Source organism: Bifidobacterium sp. M0353 (assembly GCF_016100645.1).
GTDB classification, from domain to species: domain Bacteria; phylum Actinomycetota; class Actinomycetes; order Actinomycetales; family Bifidobacteriaceae; genus Bombiscardovia; species Bombiscardovia choladohabitans.
The window spans coordinates 666,649-688,460 of record NZ_JACFSB010000001.1 but is presented as its reverse complement, the minus strand read 5'-3'; the positions used below and the strand labels follow the sequence as shown (position 1 = coordinate 688,460).

Annotated in this window: 16 protein-coding genes and 1 tRNA gene; 13 read left to right on the top strand and 4 right to left on the bottom strand. The window is 64.1% G+C overall.

What is annotated here, in order from left to right:
* Positions 1-21: 21 nt before the first annotated feature.
* Complete coding sequence (locus H3V04_RS02710) at positions 22-1,338, top strand: uracil-xanthine permease family protein (RefSeq protein ID WP_198187126.1); 1,317 nt, start codon at positions 22-24, stop codon at positions 1,336-1,338.
* Positions 1,339-1,647: 309 nt separating this feature from the next.
* Here H3V04_RS02710 and H3V04_RS02705 read toward each other — a convergent pair whose 3' ends face one another.
* Complete coding sequence (locus H3V04_RS02705) at positions 1,648-2,523, bottom strand: RNA methyltransferase (RefSeq protein WP_232342431.1); 876 nt, start codon at positions 2,521-2,523, stop codon at positions 1,648-1,650.
* 165 nt (positions 2,524-2,688) lie between these two features.
* A tRNA-Leu gene (locus H3V04_RS02700) sits at positions 2,689-2,777 on the bottom strand.
* 118 nt (positions 2,778-2,895) lie between these two features.
* Between H3V04_RS02700 and H3V04_RS02695 the strand changes: the two genes are divergently transcribed.
* From H3V04_RS02695 to era, 6 genes are all read left to right on the top strand, one after another.
* Positions 2,896-3,696, top strand: coding sequence for a 16S rRNA (uracil(1498)-N(3))-methyltransferase (locus H3V04_RS02695; RefSeq protein WP_198187125.1), 801 nt, complete (start codon positions 2,896-2,898; stop codon positions 3,694-3,696).
* Positions 3,697-3,785: 89 nt separating this feature from the next.
* Positions 3,786-4,133: a histidine triad nucleotide-binding protein gene (locus H3V04_RS02690; RefSeq protein WP_198177741.1), complete on the top strand. Its 348-nt coding sequence runs from the start codon at positions 3,786-3,788 to the stop codon at positions 4,131-4,133.
* A 40-nt stretch (positions 4,134-4,173) separates the two neighbouring features.
* Complete coding sequence (locus H3V04_RS02685) at positions 4,174-5,358, top strand: PhoH family protein (protein WP_198187124.1); 1,185 nt, start codon at positions 4,174-4,176, stop codon at positions 5,356-5,358.
* Positions 5,355-5,909 carry an rRNA maturation RNase YbeY gene (ybeY, locus tag H3V04_RS02680; RefSeq protein WP_198177743.1) on the top strand — a complete coding sequence of 185 codons (555 nt, stop codon included), beginning with the start codon at positions 5,355-5,357 and terminating at the stop codon, positions 5,907-5,909. Before H3V04_RS02685 ends, ybeY begins: the two co-directional genes overlap by 4 nt.
* Entirely contained in the window at positions 5,902-7,311 is a 1,410-nt protein-coding gene (locus H3V04_RS02675) for a hemolysin family protein (protein ID WP_198187123.1), read from the top strand. The genes ybeY and H3V04_RS02675 overlap by 8 nt, the downstream gene beginning before the upstream one ends.
* A complete protein-coding gene (gene era / locus H3V04_RS02670) occupies positions 7,308-8,261 on the top strand; it encodes a GTPase Era (protein WP_198187122.1) in 954 nt (317 codons plus the stop codon). Before H3V04_RS02675 ends, era begins: the two co-directional genes overlap by 4 nt.
* A 6-nt stretch (positions 8,262-8,267) precedes the next feature.
* On the opposite strand, the gene H3V04_RS02665 is transcribed toward era, so the two are convergent.
* Complete coding sequence (locus H3V04_RS02665; RefSeq protein ID WP_198177746.1) at positions 8,268-10,289, bottom strand: long-chain fatty acid--CoA ligase; 2,022 nt, start codon at positions 10,287-10,289, stop codon at positions 8,268-8,270.
* Between the two features lie 235 nt (positions 10,290-10,524).
* Between H3V04_RS02665 and H3V04_RS02660 the strand changes: the two genes are divergently transcribed.
* From H3V04_RS02660 to H3V04_RS02650, 3 genes are all read left to right on the top strand, one after another.
* Entirely contained in the window at positions 10,525-11,148 is a 624-nt protein-coding gene (locus H3V04_RS02660) for a 50S ribosomal protein L25/general stress protein Ctc (RefSeq protein ID WP_198177747.1), read from the top strand.
* A 187-nt stretch (positions 11,149-11,335) separates the two neighbouring features.
* A complete protein-coding gene (locus H3V04_RS02655) occupies positions 11,336-12,463 on the top strand; it encodes a branched-chain amino acid aminotransferase (RefSeq protein ID WP_198187121.1) in 1,128 nt (375 codons plus the stop codon).
* Between the two features lie 183 nt (positions 12,464-12,646).
* Positions 12,647-13,441, top strand: coding sequence for a TRIC cation channel family protein (locus H3V04_RS02650; protein ID WP_198187120.1), 795 nt, complete (start codon positions 12,647-12,649; stop codon positions 13,439-13,441).
* Between the two features lie 40 nt (positions 13,442-13,481).
* Here the strand turns inward: H3V04_RS02650 and rpsT are convergent, their stop codons facing one another.
* Complete coding sequence (gene rpsT, locus H3V04_RS02645; protein ID WP_015021872.1) at positions 13,482-13,742, bottom strand: 30S ribosomal protein S20; 261 nt, start codon at positions 13,740-13,742, stop codon at positions 13,482-13,484.
* A 145-nt stretch (positions 13,743-13,887) separates the two neighbouring features.
* On the opposite strand from rpsT, the gene lepA reads away from it, so the two are divergent.
* From lepA to gltB, 3 genes are all read left to right on the top strand, one after another.
* A complete protein-coding gene (gene lepA, locus H3V04_RS02640) occupies positions 13,888-15,765 on the top strand; it encodes a translation elongation factor 4 (protein WP_198187119.1) in 1,878 nt (625 codons plus the stop codon).
* A 4-nt stretch (positions 15,766-15,769) separates the two neighbouring features.
* A complete protein-coding gene (hemW, locus tag H3V04_RS02635; protein WP_198187118.1) occupies positions 15,770-17,113 on the top strand; it encodes a radical SAM family heme chaperone HemW in 1,344 nt (447 codons plus the stop codon).
* Between the two features lie 123 nt (positions 17,114-17,236).
* Positions 17,237-21,811, top strand: a complete 4,575-nt coding sequence (gltB, locus tag H3V04_RS02630; RefSeq protein ID WP_198187117.1) for a glutamate synthase large subunit — start codon at positions 17,237-17,239, stop codon at positions 21,809-21,811.
* Position 21,812: the final 1 nt, after the last annotated feature.

The window sequence follows — 21,812 nt, the reverse complement described above, 5'->3', positions numbered from 1 at the left end:
CACGAGAGAAAGCACAGTGAAATGGCATTGTCCATGGGCTGGAAACTGCACGGCGACGGGAAAACATTGGCTCCGGGCGAAGTGGTGGAACCCGATGAGCGACTCACATGGCCACGTACGGCTGGCATAGGTGCCCAGCATGTCATAGCCATGTTCGGCTCCACCTTCCTGGTCCCCATTCTGACCGGATTCGACCCCTCTACGACCCTCTTCTTCACGGCCATGTCCACGGCCCTCTTCCTGCTGATCAACCGCAACCGTCTGCCCTCCTACCTGGGCAGCTCCTTCGGCTTCATCGCCCCGGTCCTGGCAGTGACCACCGCCCACAAGGGTCTGGCCGTGGCCTCCTTCGGGATCATGGTCACCGGCGCCCTGCTCTTCCTGATCGGCCTGATCGTCCACTTCGCCGGTTCGCGATGGATTGATATGATCATGCCACCGGTGGTCAACGGTGCCATCGTGGCCATCATCGGCTTCAATCTGGCCCCCTCGGCCTGGAAGAACTTCAAGTCGGCCCCGCTGACCGCCCTGGTCACCCTGGTGGCCGTCATGCTGATAGCCGTGCTCTTCAAAGGTCTGATCGGCCGACTCAACATCCTTTTGGGCGTCATCGTCGGCTATATCTTTGCGGTCACCCAGGGCCAGGTAGATTTCGCAGCTGTGGAAAAGGCCGCCTGGTTCGGTCTGCCTCACTTCCACACCCCTCAGGCCGACCCGTCCGTCCTGGCCATGTTCATCCCCGTGGTCCTGGTCCTGGTGGCCGAGAACATCGGTCACGTCAAGTCCGTGGCCCTGATGACCCGACGCGATTATGACGATCAGATCGGCACCGCCCTGATGGCCGACGGACTGGGCACCACTCTGGCCGGACTGGGCGGAGGCTCGGGCACCACCACCTACGCGGAGAACATCGGTGTCATGGCCGCCACCAAGGTCTACTCCACGGCCGCCTACTGGTGCGCCGCAATCTTCGCCTTCCTGCTCTCCCTCTGCCCCAAGTTCGGGGCCATCATCAACACCATCCCCACCGGGGTTCTGGGCGGGGTCACCACCATGCTCTACGGCATGATCGGCATGCTGGGCATCCGCATCTGGGTGGAGAACAAGGTGGACTTCGGCAAGTCCGTCAACATGACCGTGGGCGCCGTCGTCATGATCGTGGGTATCGCGGACTTCACCTTCGCGGTGGCCGGGGTCAGCTTCAATGGCATCGCTATTGGCTCTGTGGCCACGCTGGTCATGTACCACGGTCTCAAGGCCATCGGCCGCTGGCGGGGAACCATCGACCCGGACGACTACATCCATGAGGATTCGCAGGCCGTCTCCCAGGAGAGCTGATTGCGCCAGAGTCGCCCGACCCGCGATAGTTACTCGATACTCGAACGTTGTCTGCGGTCAGATATCGCCTGATGCCAAGGGTCGTCTGATGTCAAGGTTGGCTCGATGCAGAAAATTAACTGATGTCAATGGTTCTCCGATATTAGGTGCCCGGTTATGAAGCGAGGCGGCGGATGGCAGTAGGAATTTGCTACATATCTGAGGGTTCAGTCGTTGGCTTAGTCAACTGACTGGCTCGGTTGGTTGATTGACTGGCTGATTTGGATTGCTTGGTCAGTTGCTCAGCTGGGCTCATCTTGGCCGAATTAGTCAGCTAGCACGCTCGGGTCTGGTCGCGTAGAAGGCCACGGCACTTGAGGCAGCCACATTAAGGCTGTCCACGTCATGGCTCATGGGGATGCGCACGGTCAGGTCCGCCCGGGCGATGGTCCTGCGGCTCAGCCCGTCGCCTTCGGTACCGAATATCAAGGCAAGGCGATCGATCCGGTCGGGCCCGGGTTCTAAACGCTCTGTCAGTTCATCCAGGCTGATGGCATTCCGGTCCAGGGCCATGGCAGCTGTGGTGAAGCCCAGATCATGCAGCTGCTTCATGCCCTGGTCGGGCCAGGCGTGGACGTCGTCGCCACCGATCCTGGTCCAGGGAACCTGAAAGACCGTGCCCATGGAGACCCGTGCGGCCCTGCGGTACAGGGGATCGGAGCAGGAGGGGGTGACCAGGACCGCATCCACCTGCAGGGCTGCCGCCGAACGCATCAGGGCGCCGATGTTGGTGTGGTCGACAATGTTCTCCATGACGGCTATCCGTTTTGCCGAGCGGCAGAGATGCTCCACGGTGGGCAGAGGCCAGCGTCTCATGGCGGCCAGTGCGCCCCGATGCAGCCGGTAGCCGGTGATGGTCTTGAGCTGTGCTGGGCTGGCCACGTAGACGGGAATGTTGGGTCCGAAGGCTGCGTCCACCTGGTCGAACATGGAGCGCATTCCCTCCAGCCAGGGCTCTTCCACCAGGAAGGAGATAGGCTCAACCCCGGCATCAAGGGCGCGGGCGATGACCTTGGGGGACTCGGCGATGAACAGGCCCTTGGCGGGCTCCAGACGATTGCGCAGCTGCGGCTCGGTCAGCCTGGTATAGGCCTCGATCCTGTCATCGTCGATGGAGCCGATTCTCACCTTGAGCACGTCTGCCATACCTCCTTCTGGTTCTGTCAACAGCATAGGCAAAGCAACCGAAAACCGAACATGAGTCATTTTCGACGGAGAGCATGGATAACAGGTCAGAAAGAGCCGTGTTGATCAAATACGGAAAGCAGGGAAGGTACGAATCGTAGAAGTCCCCAACGATGTGGAATCGAGTGTCCGGAACGGGAGTTGAACCCGTACGCCTGTATATATATAGGCACTAGCACCTCAAGCTAGCGCGTCTACCATTCCGCCACCCGGACAGGTGCGTAATCGCAACGGAGACAATCATAGCATCTCAGGCGACATCGTGCACTGGGCGATCAGGGGAGCGTGTCGTCGCAGTGAGTGCTTTTCGGCGGCGGGCTGTAGCCTAACACCATGACCGCACCCCTCTTCCTGTTGGATCCCGACCACGATGATTCCCCGCTGGCCAGCGACGAGCTCCATACCGGCTGGCGCCTGACCCTGCCCGAGCACATCCGTCGCCATGCCCTGGGCTCCATGAGGCTGAAGAACGGGGACCAGCTGGATCTCTCTGACGGGGGCGGACTGCGCATCAGCGCCCTGGTAAGGGATGCCTCGACCGGTCTCGTGGAGGTCACCGCTGTGGGGCGGCAGGCGCCTCCCGAGAAGGAACTGATTCTTGTTCAGGCCCTGGCCAAGGGCGGCAGGGACGAGCAGGCCATCGATATGGCTACCCAGATTGGAGTTGATCAAGTCATGCCTTGGCAGGCTGATCGGTCCATAGCCAAATGGAGGCCGGGCCGCAACGACCGGCACTGGCAGGCCACATTGGATGCAGCCACTGAGCAGAGCCGGAGGGCCTACCGTCCTCGACTGCTGGACAAGGTGGACAGCCGTGGTCTTGCCTCCTGGTGCCGGAAGGCGACTGATCAGGGATGCCTGGTCCTGGTCCTTCACCAGGATGCCGACCTTGGGTGGGATGCGGTCCGCAAGCGCGTAGACAAGCTTCCAGCGAGCTCGCCTGTTGCCGTGGTTGTGGGCCCGGAAGGAGGGATTGCCGACCAGGAGGTTCAGACCATGATGAGGGAGGGAGCCCTGGCAGTTCGGTTGGGCGGCAACATCCTCCGGGCCGCTCTTGCCGGACCTGTGGCCCTGACCCTGTTGGCGGACATGCTGGGCCGCTGGCAGTCGGAAGCCCCTGAGCCCAGCGCATGAAGTCGCGCACAATATACAACCTCGACAATAAGATGGAAAACAGCGAAAACACCAAAAACAACAATGTCGGCAAACAGTAAGGAGTGGTCATGAGCGATGACGATCGACAGGAGGACTGCATCTTCTGCAGAATCGTGGCAGGGGAGGTCCCCAGCGAGAAGGTCTATGAGGATGAGACCGTCTACGCTTTCAAGGATGCCAACCCCAAGGCCGCCGTCCATGTCCTGATCGTTCCGCGCCGCCACTACGCATCGGTGGCCGAACTGGCCAAGGCTGATCCTGAGACTCTGGCCCACATCGTCCAGGTGGCGCAGCAGATCGCCGACCAGGACTTTCACGGAGCCTACCGACTGATCTTCAACACGGGGGAGGATGCCGGCCAATCGGTCTTCCACGTCCACGCCCATGTCCTGACCGGACAGGTATTGCCCGAGTGAGGCCCATGTTCACCATCGTCATCGTGCAGGAAGGGAACCCGTGGCGGTAACTACGCGAACCCTGGAGATTCCGGAGGGGATCGACCCGGTTCAGGTGCTGGGGCCGGAGGATGCAGTCATCGACAGGATCGAGCGCGCCTTCCCCGCAGTATCCATCCTGGTTCGGGGCAACCGGATCGTGCTGCGGGCCCAGGACCGGAAGGGCGATGTTCAGGCGGCCCAGATCCGGGACCTGCTGACCGAACTCATGCAGACCGCCGATCAGGTTCCCCTGGATGCCGATCAGGTGGGGCGAATACTGGATCACCGTCGCTTGGGGGCCGTCGACGCAGCCGATTACTCCCGTCCAGCAGAGCAAAAAATCACGGGCAGCAATACGCCATACCAAACCTTCGTAAACTACAAATCGCAGGATCGCAATACGACAGACAGTACTTCTGTAGACCGCAATCATCGGGGAAGAGCCATTGCAGAGCCGGAGAGGGCCAAGGCCATAGAAGACACCAAGTATCCGGGTCAGGCAGCTCCTGCTGCAGTTCGTCGCCGCCCCCTGACCCAGGCCTCCAAGGGTCCGATCAGGCCCAAGACGGCTGGCCAGTCCGCCTATGTGGCGGCCATTGAAACGCATACCATCACCTTCGGCATCGGTCCGGCCGGCACAGGCAAGACCTATCTGGCGGTGGCCAAGGCCGTTCAGGAATTCCGGGCCGGGCGCATCGGGCGAATCATTCTGACCAGGCCTGCCGTGGAGGCGGGAGAGAGCCTGGGCTTCCTGCCCGGCACCCTCAATGAGAAGGTCGATCCCTATCTGCGGCCCCTCTACGATGCCCTGGCTGACATGCTGGGCACCTCGCGGCTCCACCGACTTCTGGCCGATGAGACCATTGAGGTGGCTCCGCTGGCCTACATGCGCGGACGCACCCTGAACGATGCTTTCGTCATCCTGGATGAGGCGCAGAACACCACCCGCAGGCAGATGAAGATGTTCCTGACCCGTCTGGGCTTCAACACCAAGATGGTCATCACCGGCGACGTCACCCAGGTGGATCTGGGCGGACCCGCATCCGGTCTGGCCACCATCGAACAGATTCTGTACGGCATCGACGATATCGCCTTCGTACACCTGCAGGCGGCCGACGTGGTGCGCAATCGGCTGGTCGGGCAGATTGTCCGGGCCTACGACCGCGCCGATCAGGCCCGCAGCCGGGGACGGGAGCAGGCATGAGCGTAGAGGTGACCAACGAGACCCAGTGGCTGATCGACGCCAAGACCTTCTCCGACCTGGGTGTGTGGGTGCTGGACCAGATGCGGGTGAGCACCCAGTCCGACATGACCATCATCTTCAATGATCCCGAGCCCATGGCGGTGCTGCACGAGCGCTGGATGAACCTGGCCGGGCCAACCGATGTCATGAGCTTTCCCATGGACGAGCTGCGCCCCGGGGACGAGAACCATCGGCAGGAGGGCATCCTGGGCGACATCGTCATCTGCCCCTGGGTGGCGGCACAGCAGGCTCTGGCTGCCGGTCATTCCACCATGGAGGAGATGCTGCTGCTGGCCATCCATGGCACCCTGCACCTGCTGGGATACGACCATGCCAGCAGGGAGCAGGAGGCGCAGATGTTCGGACTGCAGCGCCAACTCCTGCTGACCTTCCTGGCGCTGCGCCAGGGGCCCATTGCGGATGCCGCGCTGCCGGCCGGGGCCACCAATGCGCTGGAAATCTACGAGCGGTACGGCCGTGATGCCCACCGGAGAGGCAGATCCCATGAGTGAGCGGACCATCGCCGCCCTGGTGGTCATGGCTCTGGCCGTCATCGCCCTGGTCGTGCTCTCCCTGGCGCTTGCCGAGGCCCAGGGGGCGCTCAACCGGGTGACCCGATCCAGTCTCAACAATTTGATCCTGGGCCTGCAGACCGACCAGGAACTCAGCCAGTTCTCCAGGATGAAGCGGATTGACCGCATCCACCGGGCCCAGAGCCTGATTTCCCAACGGCAGGTGACCGGAAGCGCCTGTGCCTTTTTCCGCATCATCTGCGACATCATGGTCGGCGTCCTGGTGGCCTGCATGGCTGCTCTTGGCGGCCTGCCCTTCTGGGAGCAACTGCTGTGCGGAGTGGTCATGGCCATCCTGGTGGCCGCCGTCTCCGTCACCCTGGGTCCTCATGGCCGCTCCCGCCAGCCCATGGAAGCACTGCTCAAGCACGTCCGTCTGGTCGGGCTGGCTGTCCTCCTGACGCCTTTCAAGCGTCGGCGGCAGGCCCAAGCCCGTTCCCGCATAAACCATCGCGGTGACCTTTCCGACGACGAGGAGCTGGAGAAGATCCAGATCGAGCAGGGTCGTGCCATGGTCGACCAGCTGGTGGAGGCCGGCGCCTTCGATCCGGAGATCTCCGAGATGCTGAAGAACGTGCTGACCCTGTCGACCACGCTGACCCGAGAGATCATGGTCCCTCGCACCGACATGATCTGCATCTCCAAAGACGCCAGTCTCGATTCGGCCCTGAAGCTCTTCTCCCGGTCGGGATTTTCCCGTATACCCGCCATTGGGGAGGACGTGGATGACCTGGTCGGCATCGTCTACCTGAAGGATGTGGTCCGGGCCCTGGCCTTCAGCCATAAGGGCGACAGATCGGTCGCCTCCATCATCCGTCGGCCCGTTCTGGTGCCTGAGTCCAAGCCGGTGGACGACCTCTTCCACTACATGCAGCGCTCCCGCCACCACCTGGCCGTGGTTGTGGACGAGTACGGGGGCATCGCAGGCCTGGTCACCATTGAGGACGCCATCGAGCAGATCGTGGGAGAGCTGGAGGACGAGCATGACCGGGTCCAGCACGACGATCCCAAGCAGATTGGCCCGCATACCTGGCAGCTGCCAGTCCGCACGCCCATCGCCGACCTGGAGGAGCTCTACGAGATAACCATCGACGAGGACGATGTGGATACGGTCTACGGCCTGCTGACCAAGCTGCTGGGTTCCGTGCCGGTCTCAGGCTCATCGGCGGTGACCCGGGGCATCAGGCTGACTGCGGGCGAAGCGGTTGGCCGTCGCAAGAAAATCGCCACCATCGTGGTCGAGCCGGCCAACGGATCCAGCATCGCCCTAGAGGACGATGTGGAGGAAGACCAACAGACCGACGGGGAACAACCCGAGCAGGACAGTCAGGAGAATTCATGACCAAGGAAGAACACAGCGATGCCAAGGCGCCGGTCCACCGATCGGGCTTCGTGGCGGTAGTGGGCCGACCCAATGTGGGCAAGTCCACGCTCATGAACGCCCTGGTGGGCAGACCCATCGCCATAGCTTCCTCAAGGCCGGAGACCACCCGCAAGGCCATCCGGGGTATCATGACCCGTCCCGAGGCCCAGGTGGTCCTGGTCGACACCCCGGGCATCCACCGTCCGCGCACACTGTTGGGCCAGCGGCTCAACGACGTGGTGGAGGCCTCCCTGTCGGATGTGGATGCCATTGCCTTTTTGTTGCCGGCCGACCAGGCCATAGGCCCAGGCGACCGTCGCATTTTGAGCCGGCTGCGGTCCGACTTCGCCCGCAAGGACAAGGACGGCAAGTGGATCTGGCGAAAGCCCCTGATTGCCGTAGTGACCAAGATTGACCAGCTGAGCAAGGGTCAACTGGTGGACAAGCTCCTGGAGATCGGCGCCTTCGCCGACTTCTCCCAGATCGTTCCGGTCAGCGCCCTGGAGGCCGACAACGTGGACGAGGTGGCCCAGGTGCTGATGGATGCCATGCCCGAGGGCCCTCAACTCTACCCTGACGACCAGCTGACCGAGGAGCGTCCCGAGGACATGATCGCCGAGCTGGTCCGTGGAGCCTACCTGGAGGAGCTCGACGACGAGCTGCCCCACTCCCTGGCCGTCCGCGTGGAGTCCATAGAGCCGGATCCGGATGGCGGGCGCGACACTGTACATATAGGCATTTATGTAGAGCGCGACTCCCAGAAGCCCATCGTCATCGGGCGGGGGGCCGAGCACCTGGTGCGGGTGAAGAAGAAACTTCGTACCGCAGTCAACCGGACCATGGGACGCAAGGTCCGGTTGGATCTGCACGTCAAGGTGGCCCACAACTGGCAGACCGACCCCAAGCAGCTGGAGCGCCTGGGGTTCTGATCGTGCTCAGCGGCGGGGTGCCGGGGTGCGCTTGGCCGTGTACATCCGGCTGTTCAGCAGGTCGGCGTAGCGCTCGATGACCTTGGGCCGGATCACCTTCATGGATGGTGTCATCAGCCCGTTGTCCTGGGTGAACTCCTCGGGCAGGATAATGAACTTGCGTACCGATTCGGCCCGGGAGACGCCCTCATTGGCCCGGTCCACATACTCCTGGACCTCGGCCCGGACCACGGCGTTCTGCGCAGCCTCCTGCAGGGACATGTTCCGATCCAGTCCCTTGGAGGCCAGCCAGGGCCGCAGGGCGGACTCGTTCAGGGTGACCAGGGCCGAGATGAAGGGCCGCTTATCGCCCAGAACCAGGGCCTGGGAGACGATCTCGGAACGCTCGATGACCTCCTCGATGGGCCTGGGGGAGACGTTCTTGCCGCCGGCGGTGATGATCAGGTCCTTCTTGCGCCCGGTCAGGAAGAGGAACCCGTCTCGGGAGAGCCGTCCCAGGTCGCCGGTGGCGTACCAGCCGTCCTCGGTGAAGGAATCGCGGGTGGCCTCCTCATTCTTGTGGTAGCGGTGGAATACGCAGACGCCCTTGATCTGCACCTCGTCGTCCGAGGCGATGCGGATGGTGAACCCCGGGAAGGGGATGCCCACCGAACCCCTGTGGTAGGGGGTGCCCAGGGGGTTGAAGGCGCAGGGCGCGGTGGTCTCGGTCAGGCCGTAGCCCTCATAGACCGGGACATTGGATCCGCGGAAGAACCCCAGCAGCTCCGGGTCCAGGGGAGCGCCTCCTGAGACGATCCACTTGGCCCGTCCGCCCAGGACCTGGCGCAAAGAAGAATAGACGAGCGGGTCGTAGAGAGCACGCCGCAGGGCGCTGCGCCTGGTAGGCCAGCCCTGGCGGGAGATGTCCTCCATGTAGGTGCGTGCCGCCCGTGCCGCTCCATTGAAGATTCTGCCCTTGATGCCGTGCCCGGCCTTCTGGGAGGCGGCGTTGTAGACCTTCTCGAAAACCCTGGGCACGCCGATGATGACCGTGGGCTTGGACTCCTGCAGGTCGGACAGCAGGGTGGCCAGTCCGGAGGAGATGTACACGTGCATGGTTCCGTAGACGACCCCGTAGCTGATGGCCCGGGCGAAGGTGTGTGCCTGGGGCAGGAAGAGCAGGATGGATCCATCCGGGTCGTGGGTCAGATTGGGGATGAAGGCGTTCAGGTTCCTGGCCAGCTGGCAATAATGCTCATGGGTCATCTCGACGCCCTTGGGCGCCGCCGTGGAACCCGAGGTGTAGACGATGGAGCATAGGTCGGTCTTATGGATGGAGTTGATCCGCTCGTCAAGCTCGGCGTCGCTGACCGACTCCCCGTAGGCCTGCAGCTCCTGCAGGGCCCCGGACTCCAGGCAGGCGATCCGCTCCAGGGTGGGGCACTCCTTGTCGGCCCCCTCGGCCTTGGCCCGCATCTCAGCGGTCTGCACCACCAGCAGCCTGGCATCGGAGTTGTTGACGATGAATCGGATCTGCTCGGCCGAATCGGTGTCGTAGATGGTGGCGATGACCCCGCCGATGGACAGGACCGCGGCATCCACGATGTCCCACTCGTAGCTGGTCCTGCACATGAAGGCCACGGCATCGCCCTTCTTCAGCCCGTAGTGCAGGAAGCCCTTGGCGGTGGTCCTGATATCGTGCAGGATCTCCCGGCCGGTCCGGTAGGTCCAGCTGCCGTTCTCCACAAAGTGCAGAACCGGCTGATCGGGGGTGCGGCGGGCCCGGTCGGCGTAGATGTCATAGACGGTCATGTCGTCTGGCACCGGTCCCATGCCGGCGGTGGTGGCCGAAAGCAGTCCCGAGGCCGGATCCATGCGCGTGGTGGTGGCGTAATCGGCAGACCAGAAATGCGTGTTGGGCAGGGCGAGTGACTCCTCGGCGGCCCGGGGGGTAGCCTGCGACGGATCCTCATTCTCCTCGCCAGTCGGTCCCTCCCCATGACCCACCTGGTGTGCCACAAAAGATTTGACCGATGCTAGTAACGACACGTTGTCTCCTTCAATAATCGCGGGATATGTCCAGAATAGCCGCCTACTTGGAGAAGGGCGGGCCCGGTGCTAAAGTGGGCACGTTGCTTTGGCGAGGGAGGCTTCACGGCCTCCGTTATCGACTCGGCTGGATCATCGGCGGCCATTCCTTATGGGCGGTCCGGAATCCGACGCGGCGATGCGCCAGGACCGGCCCAGGTCGGTCTTGAGGAACCAGACAAGGAAGGAAGCCAACATGGCCAACACAATTAAGCTCGAGGGCGAAGTCCGCGACCAATTCGGCAAGGGAGCGGCACGCCGCATGCGCGTGGCCCAGCAGATTCCCGCCACCATCTACGCCGGCGGCGCCCAGCCCGACTACATCAAGCTGCCCATGCGAGAGACCACACTGGCCCTGCGCCGCGCCAACGCACTTTTCTCCATCAGCTTCGGCGGGCAGACCAAGACCGCCGTGGTCAAGGACGTGCAGCGCAACCCGGTCAAGCGCCAGGTGGAGCACATCGACTTCTATGAGGTCCGCGCCGGCGAGAAGGTCACTGTCGAGGTGCCTGTCTTCGTCAGCGGCGAGACCAAGGGCGCTGCCGTGGCCCTGATCGACACCCAGAACCTGCAGGTCCGGGCCGATGTGTCCAACCTGCCCGAGCGCATCGACATCAGCGTGGAGGGCCTGGCCGAGGGCGATAAGATCCTGGCCAAGGACATCAAGCTGCCCGAGGGCTCCGAGCTGGTCATCGACGATATGGAGGAATCCATTGTCTCCGTCGAGATCCCCAAGGAGGAGAGCCTGGAGACCCCCACCGAGGAGACCGAGCAGGCCGATGCGGAAGCCGCTCCGGAGGCCGACGCCCAGAGCGAGTGAGCTTAGAGGTTTGTTGTGCAAGGCCATGGGATCATCAGGATCCTGTGGCCTTTTTGCGTATGACGGTCACTATGCGAAATGGGATGAACAGGTCGGCGCCTGCCTATGCGATAGTTCGGGTACCGGGCATCGCCATAAGCATTGCACCCGAGCAACCAAATACAGTAGCAAGAAGAAGTGGTAGACAATGGCAGAGCAATCACATCACGACCCGAAGGCACTCAATGAGTTGGCGGACGCTTTCAAGGTCATTCCCAACGATCATCCCGCCTCTGACGAGGAACGTGCCCGGCTGATTGACAAGCCCGCCTTCGGTCAGCTCTTCTCCGACAACATGACCCACATGGGATGGACTTCGGATGACGGCTGGAAGGATCGCAGGGTTGAGCCCTACGGACCGATCAGCCTGGATCCGGGGGCCTCGGTGCTTCACTACGCCCAGGAGGCCTTCGAGGGGCTCAAGGCCTACTACCACGACGACGGCTCTATCTGGCTCTTCCGGCCCGATGCCAACGCCCAGCGCTTCTACAACTCAGCCAAGCGTCTGGCCCTGCCCCCGCTTGAGCCCGATGACTTCCTGGGTTCGGTTGCGGCCCTGGTTCGCCGTGACGCGGCCTGGGTGCCCAGGCGGCGCGAGTACACGCTCTATATGCGCCCCTATATGTTCGCCTCCGAGCCCTTCCTGGGCGTGCGCGCCCCACATGCGGTCGACTATTGCGTCATCGCCTCGCCCTCGGGACCATACTTCGCCGGCGGTGTCAAGCCGGTCAGCATCTGGGTGGAGGACAAGTGGTTCCGCACCGGCCCCGGCGGCACCGGCTTCGCCAAGTGCGGCGGCAACTATGCGGCCTCCCTGCTTGGTGAGAACCGAGGTGCCGAGCATGGCTGCGAGCAGGTCTGTTTCGTCGACGCGGCCACCAAGACCTACCTGGAGGAGCTGGGCGGCATGAACATGTTCACCGTCCATAAGGACGGCCACCTGGAGACCCCCAGCCTGACCGGGACCATTCTGCCCGGCGTCACCCGCAACTCCCTGATCGCCCTGGCCCAGGACCACGGTCGTGACGTGGTGGAGACCATGATCCGTCTGGACACCCTGCTGGACGACATCCGTTCGGGCAAGGTCACCGAGGTGTTCGCCTGCGGGACCGCCGCCATCATCACCCCGATCGGGCGCTTCAAGTCCGAGAACTTCGACGTCCAGGTGGCCGACGGTGGTTCAGGCAAGGTCACCATGGACCTGCGCAACGAGCTCCTGGGCATCCAGCTGGGCGAGATTGAGGATCCGCACGATTGGATGTGGAAGGTCTGCTGAGCACTGACCCCATTCCTGCCTGACAGGTCTTGAAAGGAAGGCGGCTTCAGGGCAACTTTTTGCCCTGGGCCGCCTTCCCTCATCTTTGTGGCCTTGGACACATCCCCGGCCTGTTCAGCCTTGGGGTTGGCTAATCTATAGACAGATTTGAGTGCGGGACGATTCCGGGAGGAGAAGCGCGGGATGAAGACGGCCTTGGAGGGGAACCTGATCTTCATGGTCATCGAGTACCTGGGCATCTTGAGCTGCGGGCTTTCGGGCGGTCTGGCTGCCGTGCGCAAGGGCTACGACATCATCGCCATCCTCTTGGTTTCCTGGATCAGCGCCCTGGGCGGTGGGGTGGTTCGTGACGTCCTGCTGGGACAGGTACCGCCCAGTGGCATCACCGACAAGGGCTCGGTCATCGTCACCCTGGCATCCGGCCTGGTGGTGGCTGTCGCCCATCCTGAAATCAGCCGAATGACCTGGTCCATGCTGGTCACCGATGCCATGGCCCTGGGATCCTTCGCCGTCAACGGGACCGCCAAGGCCCTGATGTGCGGAACCGGCGGCATGACGGCCATCTTCATGGGCATGGCCACGGCCCTGGTCGGCGGCCTGCTGCGCGACATCCTCCTCAACCAGGTGCCGGCGGTCATCCAGGACCAGCACTGGTACGCGCTGCCCTCCCTGATCGGTTGTCTGCTGACCTTGGCCTCCACGCGCGCCCAGCAGCATGGGCTCTATCCGGCCCGGGTCGACATGATCCTGGACCTGGCCATTGTGGCCCTGGTGGTCGTCCTGCGCATCATCTCGGTGAAATTCGACATCCTGGTGCCCGGGGCAGTGGACCGTCGCTCGGCCCGGCTGCCGCTCAACGACGCCCAGCTGGCCAGGGCCATCCGTCACTTGATGCGCGGCAGGTCGAACATCAGCGTCACCATCAAGCACACCGGCGAGGACCCGGACAGGAAATCGGATACGAAAAAGGGCCGGTGACCCAAGCGCTTGGATCACCGGCCCCAATGGGGCACCCGGTTCAGAGGGCGTTGACGGCGTTGGCCAGACCGGACTTGCGGTTGGCGGCCTGGTTGCGGTGGATCACACCCTTGCCGGCGGCCTTGTCCAGACGGCGGGCGGCCACCTGGTAGGCAGCCTGAGCGGCCTCCTTGTCACCGGCATCCACGGCCTTGCGCACGGAACGCACGGAGGTCTTGATTGCACTCTTGACCTCCTTGTTGCGCAGGTGCGCCTTTTCGTTGGTGATGACCCGCTTCTTCTGCGACTTGATGTTTGCCAATGTTGCTCCAAACGATGAATGTATCTGTACAGACAACCCACCATAGTAGCACCCGACCGGGAGAAGAATCCGCCAGGGGCGGGCGCTTCGGCCCAGGGCATCGTCTAGAATCGTTAGACCAGACATACGTGAGGAGAGCAGACCGGTGCAGGAAGCCAAGAACCAACCAGGATTCACCGACCAATCGCTGATCCGCAACTTCTGCATCATCGCCCACATCGATCACGGCAAATCCACGGTGGCCGACCGGATCCTGCAGCTGAGCGGGATCGTGCCCAAGCGCGAGATGCACGACCGGTTCCTGGACAGGATGGACATCGAGCAGGAGCGCGGCATCACCATCAAGTCCCAGGCCGTCCGCCTGCCCTGGGTCAAGGACGGCGTCGAATACACCCTGGGTATGATTGACACCCCCGGCCACGTGGACTTCACCTACGAGGTCTCCCGGGCCCTGGAGGCCTGCGAGGGCGCTGTCCTGCTGGTGGATGCCACCCAGGGCATCGAGGCGCAGACCCTGTCCAACCTCTATATGGCCCTGGAGGATGACCTGACCATCATCCCCGTCCTCAACAAGATCGACCTGCCCTCGGCCGAGCCCGACAAGCATGCCGAGGAGATAGCCAACCTGATCGGCTGCTCCACGGACGAGGTGCTGCGGGTATCGGGCAAGACCGGCGAAGGTATCCGCGAACTGGTGGACCGCATCGTGGACCAGGTGCCGGCCCCCAAGGGGGACCCCGAGGCTCCGGCCCGGGCCCTGATCTTCGACTCGGTCTACGACTCCTACCGGGGAATCGTCACCTACATCAGAATGGTGGACGGCGAGCTCAAGGAGCGCCAGAAGATCCGCATGATGGGTCGGGCGACCGTGCACGACCCCATCGAGCTGGGTGTGATCAGCCCGGACATGACCCCCACCAAGGCCCTGGGCGCCGGCGAGGTCGGCTACGTGATCACCGGCGTCAAGGACGTCAGCCAATCCAAGGTGGGCGACACGGTCACCACCGAGGCAAACCCGGCCAAGGAGCCTCTGCCCGGCTATCAGGACCCCCAGCCCATGGTCTATTCCGGGCTTTTCCCCATCGACAACGCCCAGTTCCCCGAGCTGCGCGACGCCCTGGACAAGCTCAAGCTCAACGATGCCGCCCTGGTCTACGAGCCGGAGACCTCGGTGGCCCTGGGCTTCGGCTTCCGCTGCGGCTTCCTGGGACTGCTGCACATGGAGATCGTCACCGAGCGCCTGAGCAGGGAGTTCGGCATGGACCTGATCGCCACAGCCCCCAACGTCACCTACCAGGTGACCATGGAGGACGGCAGCGAGCACACGGTGACCAATCCCAGCGAGTTCCCCGACGGGAAGGTTCGCCGGATTCAGGAACCCGTGGTCAGCGCCGACATCATCACCCCCAAGGAGTTCATCGGGCCGGTCATGGAGCTCTGCCAGGACCACCGCGGGCAGATGGGGACCATGGAGTACCTGAGCCCAGAGCGCGTCGAGATGCACTACCGGATGCCCCTGGCCGAGATTGTCTTCGACTTCTTCGACCAGCTGAAGAGCCGGACCAAGGGCTACGCCAGCCTGGACTACCAGCCCGACGGCACCCAGTCCGCAGACCTGGTCAAGGTGGACATCCTCATCCAGGGGGAGAAGATCGACGCCTTCTCTGCCATCGTTCACAAGGACAAGGCCTACGCCTACGGGGTGATGATGACCAAGAAGCTGCGCAAACTTATTCCCCGCCAGCAGTTCGAGATCCCCATCCAGGCCGCCATAGGGTCGCGGATCATCGCCCGGGAGACCATCAGCGCCCTGCGCAAGGACGTGCTGGCCAAGTGCTACGGCGGAGACATCACCCGCAAGCGCAAGCTGTTGGAGAAGCAGAAGGCCGGCAAGAAGCGCATGAAGATGCTGGGCCATGTCGAAGTGCCCCAGGAGGCCTTCATCGCCGCCCTGAGCACTGGCCAGACCCAGGATCGGGACACCAAGGACAAGATCCGGGCCGCCGCCAAGAAGGAGGGCTGAACGGGTGGGATCCTACCAGGTCTACATCCATGTGCCCTTCTGCATGCGCCGTTGCGGCTACTGCGACTTCAACACCTACACGGCCCGCGACCTGGGCGGGGGCGCCAGCCGGGAGCATTACGCCGACCTGGCCATCCAGGAGATGCGCATGGTCCGCGACTGGCAGACTTCCCGAGGTCTGATAGAGCCGCCCGTGTCCACCATCTTCTTCGGTGGTGGCACGCCGACCATTCTGCCTGCCCAGGATCTGGTGCGCATGGTCGAGGCCGTGGCCGACCTCTGGGGTCTGTCCCCTGGGGCCGAGGTCACCACCGAGGCCAACCCCGACACCGTGGATCGGGCCTACCTGGAGCAGCTGCTCAAGGGCGGCATCAACCGGGTGTCCTTCGGCATGCAATCGGCGGTGCCCAGCGTCCTGGCCACCCTGGACCGCACCCACACTCCGGCCAATGTGACCACTGATGTGGCCGCCGCCCAGGATTTGGGGCTCAGGACCAGTGTGGACCTGATCTACGGAACGCCGGGGGAGCGGCTCGAGGATTGGCGGACCAGTCTGCAGGCGGCCCTGGACCTGGGCGTGGACCATGTCTCCGCCTATGCCCTGACCCTGGAACCGACCACCAAGATGGGCCGAGCCGTGCGCCGGGGCCAGCTGCCCGCCCCCGATGACGATGACGAGGCGGCCAAGTACGAGATGGCCGACGACATGCTCTCCCAGGCAGGTCTCAACTGGTACGAGATCTCCAACTGGGCCCGCCCCGGCCAGGAGAGCCGTCACAACCTGGGCTACTGGCACAACGTGGACTGGGCCGGCATCGGGCCCGGCGCCCACTCCCACTATCGGGGCCTGGACGGCCAGGACACAGGCATGGCGCCGGTGGAAGAGGCCCGGGAGCAGGAGCCCGGTCGCTCCGTCTCGCCCGGGTTCAGGGCCACAGGAACAGCGGCAGCACAGGAGGCCGATTCCGGGGCACACTGGTGGCTTTCGCCGGAGCCCGGTCCGGGGGAGCGGCACGCCCGGGCCGTTCGCTCCTGGGACATCGCCCACCCCAGGGACTGGGCCGCCGCCATGGATGCCGGACACGTGCCCTGGCAGGATGCGGAGCTTCTGGGTTGGAGGCAGGACCTGGAGGAGACGGTCATGCTGGCCCTGCGACTGCCCGAAGGCCTGGGGCTGGACCGGCTGACCAGACAGGCGGGCCGTCCGGCCGACCCGAAGATCCTTGAGGATCTGGTCGACCAGGGCCTCCTACTGCCCGTGCGTGACAGAATCCAGGTGACCCGTCGGGGCCGCCTGCTCAACGATCTGGTCATCGATCAGGTCCTGGAGGCGGTAGGAATTCGTTAGACACCGCGGAACGTTACACGGATGTCACCTGTGGATGCATTATCCTGTTGAGTCACCAATGACCAGGCTCTTCAAGGGTGGAGCATGCCGGCCCCGCCCGCGTCCACGAATGAGGTGATTGCGGTGTCATTCACGGCCCCTCTCGATCTGCACGTTCACGGCCCGCAAGGGCTCTATGACCCTGATACGGAACACGATGCCTGCGGTTTCGGCATGGTGGCCACCCTCAACCGACGGGATGAAAGACTGATCGTCGAGCAGGGCATCCGCGTCCTGGTCAACCTGGACCACAGAGGAGCCGTGGGTGCCGAGCCCAACACCGGCGATGGTGCCGGCCTCATGCTCTCCATGCCTGACGAGTTCATGCGCACCCGTGTCTACCGGGATCTGCCTGAAGCCGGCCATTATCTGGCGGGTATGGCCTTCCTGGACAGGGATCCGGCACAGGCTGCCAGCCAGGAGGAGGCCATCGCCTCGATTGCGGGCCAGGAGGGGCTGCGCGTTCTGGCCTGGCGGGCGGTGCCCACCAATCCTGACGGACTGGGTCTGCAGGCCTTGGCCTTCATGCCCCGCTTCCTCATGCCCATCATGTGCGACGCCGGGCCTCAAGGCCGAGGGGGACTGGACCTCGAGCGGCTGGGCTACCGGGTCCGCAAGCGGGCCGAGCACGAGCTGGGCGTCTACTTCGCCTCCCTGTCCTGCAGGACCGTCACCTACAAGGGCATGCTGACCACCAAGCAGCTGCAGGGCTTCTTCCCCGACCTGAGCGATCCGGCCATGAAGGCCCGCCTGGCCATCGTCCACTCCCGCTTCTCCACCAACACCTTCCCCTCCTGGCCCCTGGCCCAGCCCTTCCGGACGATTGCCCACAACGGGGAGATCAACACCATCCAGGGCAACCGCAACTGGATGTCGGCCCGCGAGGGAAAGCTGAGTTCGGAGCTGCTGGGCGACATGGCCCCGCTGCTGCCGGTCAACACCCCCGGAGCCTCGGACTCGGGCACCTTCGACGAGACACTGGAGCTGCTCCACCTGGCCGGGCGGTCCCTGCCCCACGCCGTCTCCATGATGATGCCTCCGGCCTGGCAGCAGGATCCGGACATGGACCCGGACCTGAAGGCCTTCTACCAGTACAACGACGCCCTGATCGAGCCCTGGGACGGCCCGGCGGCCATCGTCTTCACCGACGGGACCCTGGTGGGCGCCCAGCTGGACCGCAACGGCCTGCGCCCGGGTCGCTGGCAGCTGACCGAGGACGGGCACCTGGTCCTGGCCTCGGAGGCCGGCGTCCTGGAGGATACGCCCCAGGAGTCCATCGTCGCCAAGGGCAGGCTGGAGCCGGGACGCATGTTCCTGGCCGATACCAAAGAGGGCCGGATCGTGCCCGACAGCGAAATCAAACGCCAGCTGGCCGGGCTGCACCCCTACAGGAAGTGGATTGCCGAACGGACCATCCGCCTGGACGACCTGCCCGAGCGTGAACACGTCAATTACTCGCGCATCTCGGTCCACCGCAGACAGCAGGCCTTCGGCTACACCCGGGAGGACCTTACCATGCTGCTGGGGCCCATGGCCGAAACCGGCGGCGAGCCCATCGGTTCCATGGGCAATGATGCGCCCATTGCCGTGCTCTCACGCCGGTCGCGCATGCTCTTCGACTACTTCACCCAGAAGTTCGCCCAGGTCACCAACCCGCCCCTGGACTGGGAGCGTGAGGAGCTGGTGACCAGCATCGCCTCGGCCATCGGCCCCGAGCCCAACCTTCTGGAGGACACCCCCGAGCACGCCTGGAAGATCCACATCGACCTGCCTGTGGTGGATTCCGTGCAGATGGCCCAGATCAAGCGCCTGGACCGGGCACCGGTCCTGGAAGGCCGCTTCCGCCCCCGTCTGATCCGCGGCCTCTACCAGGTGGCCGGGGGCGGCAAGGCCCTTGAGGAGCGTCTGGAGGCCATCGAAGGGGAGGTGGATCAGGCCATTGAAGAGGGTTGCAATGTACTCGTCCTGTCCGACCGGGACTCCAACCACATCTGGGGGCCCATACCCTCCCTGCTGCTGACCGGGGCCGTTCAGCACCACCTGCTCCGTCGGCACACCCGCACGCAGGTCTCGCTGGCAGTGGAGGCCGGCGATGTGCGCGAGGTCCACCATGTGGCACTGCTGATTGCCTACGGAGCCGCCTGCGTCAACCCCTACCTGGCCCTGGAGTCCGTGGAGAACCTTGCCAACAGCGGGGACCTGCACGTGGACGCCAAAAAGGCCTCCGCCAACCTGGTCCGGGCCCTGAGCACCGGGGTGCTGAAAATCATGAGCAAGATGGGTGTGAGCACCATCATGTCCTACCGGGGATCCCAGCTCTTCGAGGCCGTTGGGTTGAGCCGTGAGGTCATCGACCGCTGGTTCACCGGCACCACCTCCCTGGTGGGCGGCATAGGCCTGGACGAGATCGCCGCCGAGGTGGCCCAGCGCCATCGGGTGGCCTACCCCATCGAGTGGACCGCCGGATCCGGACATGACCTGGAGACAGGCGGCAACTACCACTGGCGTCGCACCGGAGAGGACCACCTGAACGACCCGGAGTCCATCTTCCTGCTCCAGCAGTCCACCAAGCGCGGGGATTATGGACTCTTCAGGGCCTACACCGACCATGTGAACGCGGCGGCCAAGCGCGGTATGACCCTGCGCGGCCTCATGGAGCTGCACTCCGACAGGGCACCCATACCGCTGGATCAGGTTGAGCCCGCCGAGTCCATCGTCACCCGCTTCTCCACCGGCGCCATGAGCTACGGGTCCATCTCCCAGGAGGCCCATGAGACCATGGCCCTGGCCATGAATCGGCTGGGGGCCAGGTCCAACTCGGGTGAGGGCGGTGAATCCCCGGACCGGATTGCAGACCCGGCCCGGACCAGCCGCATCAAGCAGGTGGCCTCGGCACGGTTCGGGGTGACCAGCGACTACCTGGTCTCGGCCACCGACCTGCAGATCAAGCTGGCCCAGGGGGCCAAACCAGGGGAGGGCGGCCACCTCCCCGGCGCCAAGGTTCCGCCCTGGATCGCCCAGGTCAGGCGTTCCACACCCGGGGTCGAGCTCATCTCGCCTCCGCCCCACCACGACATCTACTCCATCGAGGACCTCAAGCAGCTCATCCACGACCTTAAGATGGCCAACCCCAGGGCCCGTATCCACGTCAAGCTGGTCTCCGAGCACGGGGTGGGAACCGTGGCCGCAGGCGTGGCCAAGTGTCATGCCGACGTGGTCCTCATCTCCGGCCAGGACGGCGGTACGGGGGCGGCCCCGCTCAACGCCATCAACCACGCGGGCACCCCCTGGGAGCTGGGCCTGGCCGAGACCCAGCAGACCCTGGTCATGAACGACCTGCGCTCGCGGATCGTGGTCCAGTGCGACGGGGAGCTCAAGACCGGCCGCGACGTGGTCGTAGCGGCCTTATTGGGGGCCGAGGAGTTCGGCTTCGCCACCACGGCGCTGCAGGTGGAGGGCTGTGTCATGATGCGTGCCTGCCACAAGAACACCTGTCCCCAGGGCATAGCCACCCAGGATCCGGAGCTGCGATCGCGCTTCACCGGCCGGCCCGAGGATCTGATCAACTTCTTCATGTTCATGGCACGCCAGGTGCGGGAGATCCTGGCCTCCCTGGGCTTCGCCAGCCTGGAGGAGGCGGTCGGCCACGTGGAGTGTCTGCGCCGGGACCCATCCGTGCGCACCTGGAAGAGCCAGGGCATCGACCTGGATGCCATCCTGCGCAAGCCGGGCCCGACCCCGGGCACTGTGCTGCACCACACCCAGGCCCAGGATCAAGAACTGGACAAGTCCCTGGATGTGGACCTGATCAACCAGGCTGTCGACGCCCTGGACGAGGGTCGGCCGGTGGCCATCAAAACAACCGTGCGCAATGTCAACCGGAGCGTGGGCACCATGCTGGGCTACAGGATCACCCGCGAATACGGTGCGGCCGGCCTGCCTGCGAACACCGTGGACATCACGCTGACAGGTTCTGCCGGTCAATCCCTGGGCGCCTTCATCCCCAGGGGCGAGACCATCCGGGTGATCGGCGAGGCCAACGACTATGCAGGCAAGGGTCTGTCCGGTGGTCGTCTGGTCCTCCACGCCGCCCAGGGTGTCCGCTTCGATCCGCATCAGACCGTCATCTGCGGCAATGTGGCAGGATTCGGTGCCACCTCGGGCGATATGTTTGTGGCAGGCCGGGCCGGGGAACGCTTCGCCGTGCGCAATGGTGGCGGCCGCTTCGTGGTCGAGGGCCTGGGCGATCACGGCTGCGAGTACATGACCGGCGGCTTGGTGGTGGTGCTTGGACCCACAGGACGCAACTTCGGCGCCGGCTTCTCGGGAGGCGACGTCTACCTGCTGGACATGGATGCCTCCCGGATCAATCCTGAAGCCTGGAATAACGGCTCCCTGATGGCCCTGGAGCCCGACCAGGACCAGGCTGCCATGCTCAAGGGACTGATAGAGGAGCATGTCCGTCTGACCGGCTCAAAGGCTGCCGCCGCCCTGCTGGAGGACTGGCCGAGCGCGCTGGCCCGGTTCACCCATCTGGTTCCCCGTCGTTATCTGGCCATGAAGAAGGCCATGGAAGATGCCGAGCGTGAGCAGGTGGACTTCAACGCGCCCGGTGTCTGGGACGCCACCTACGCCCAGGTCATGGAAGGAGCGCACTGAT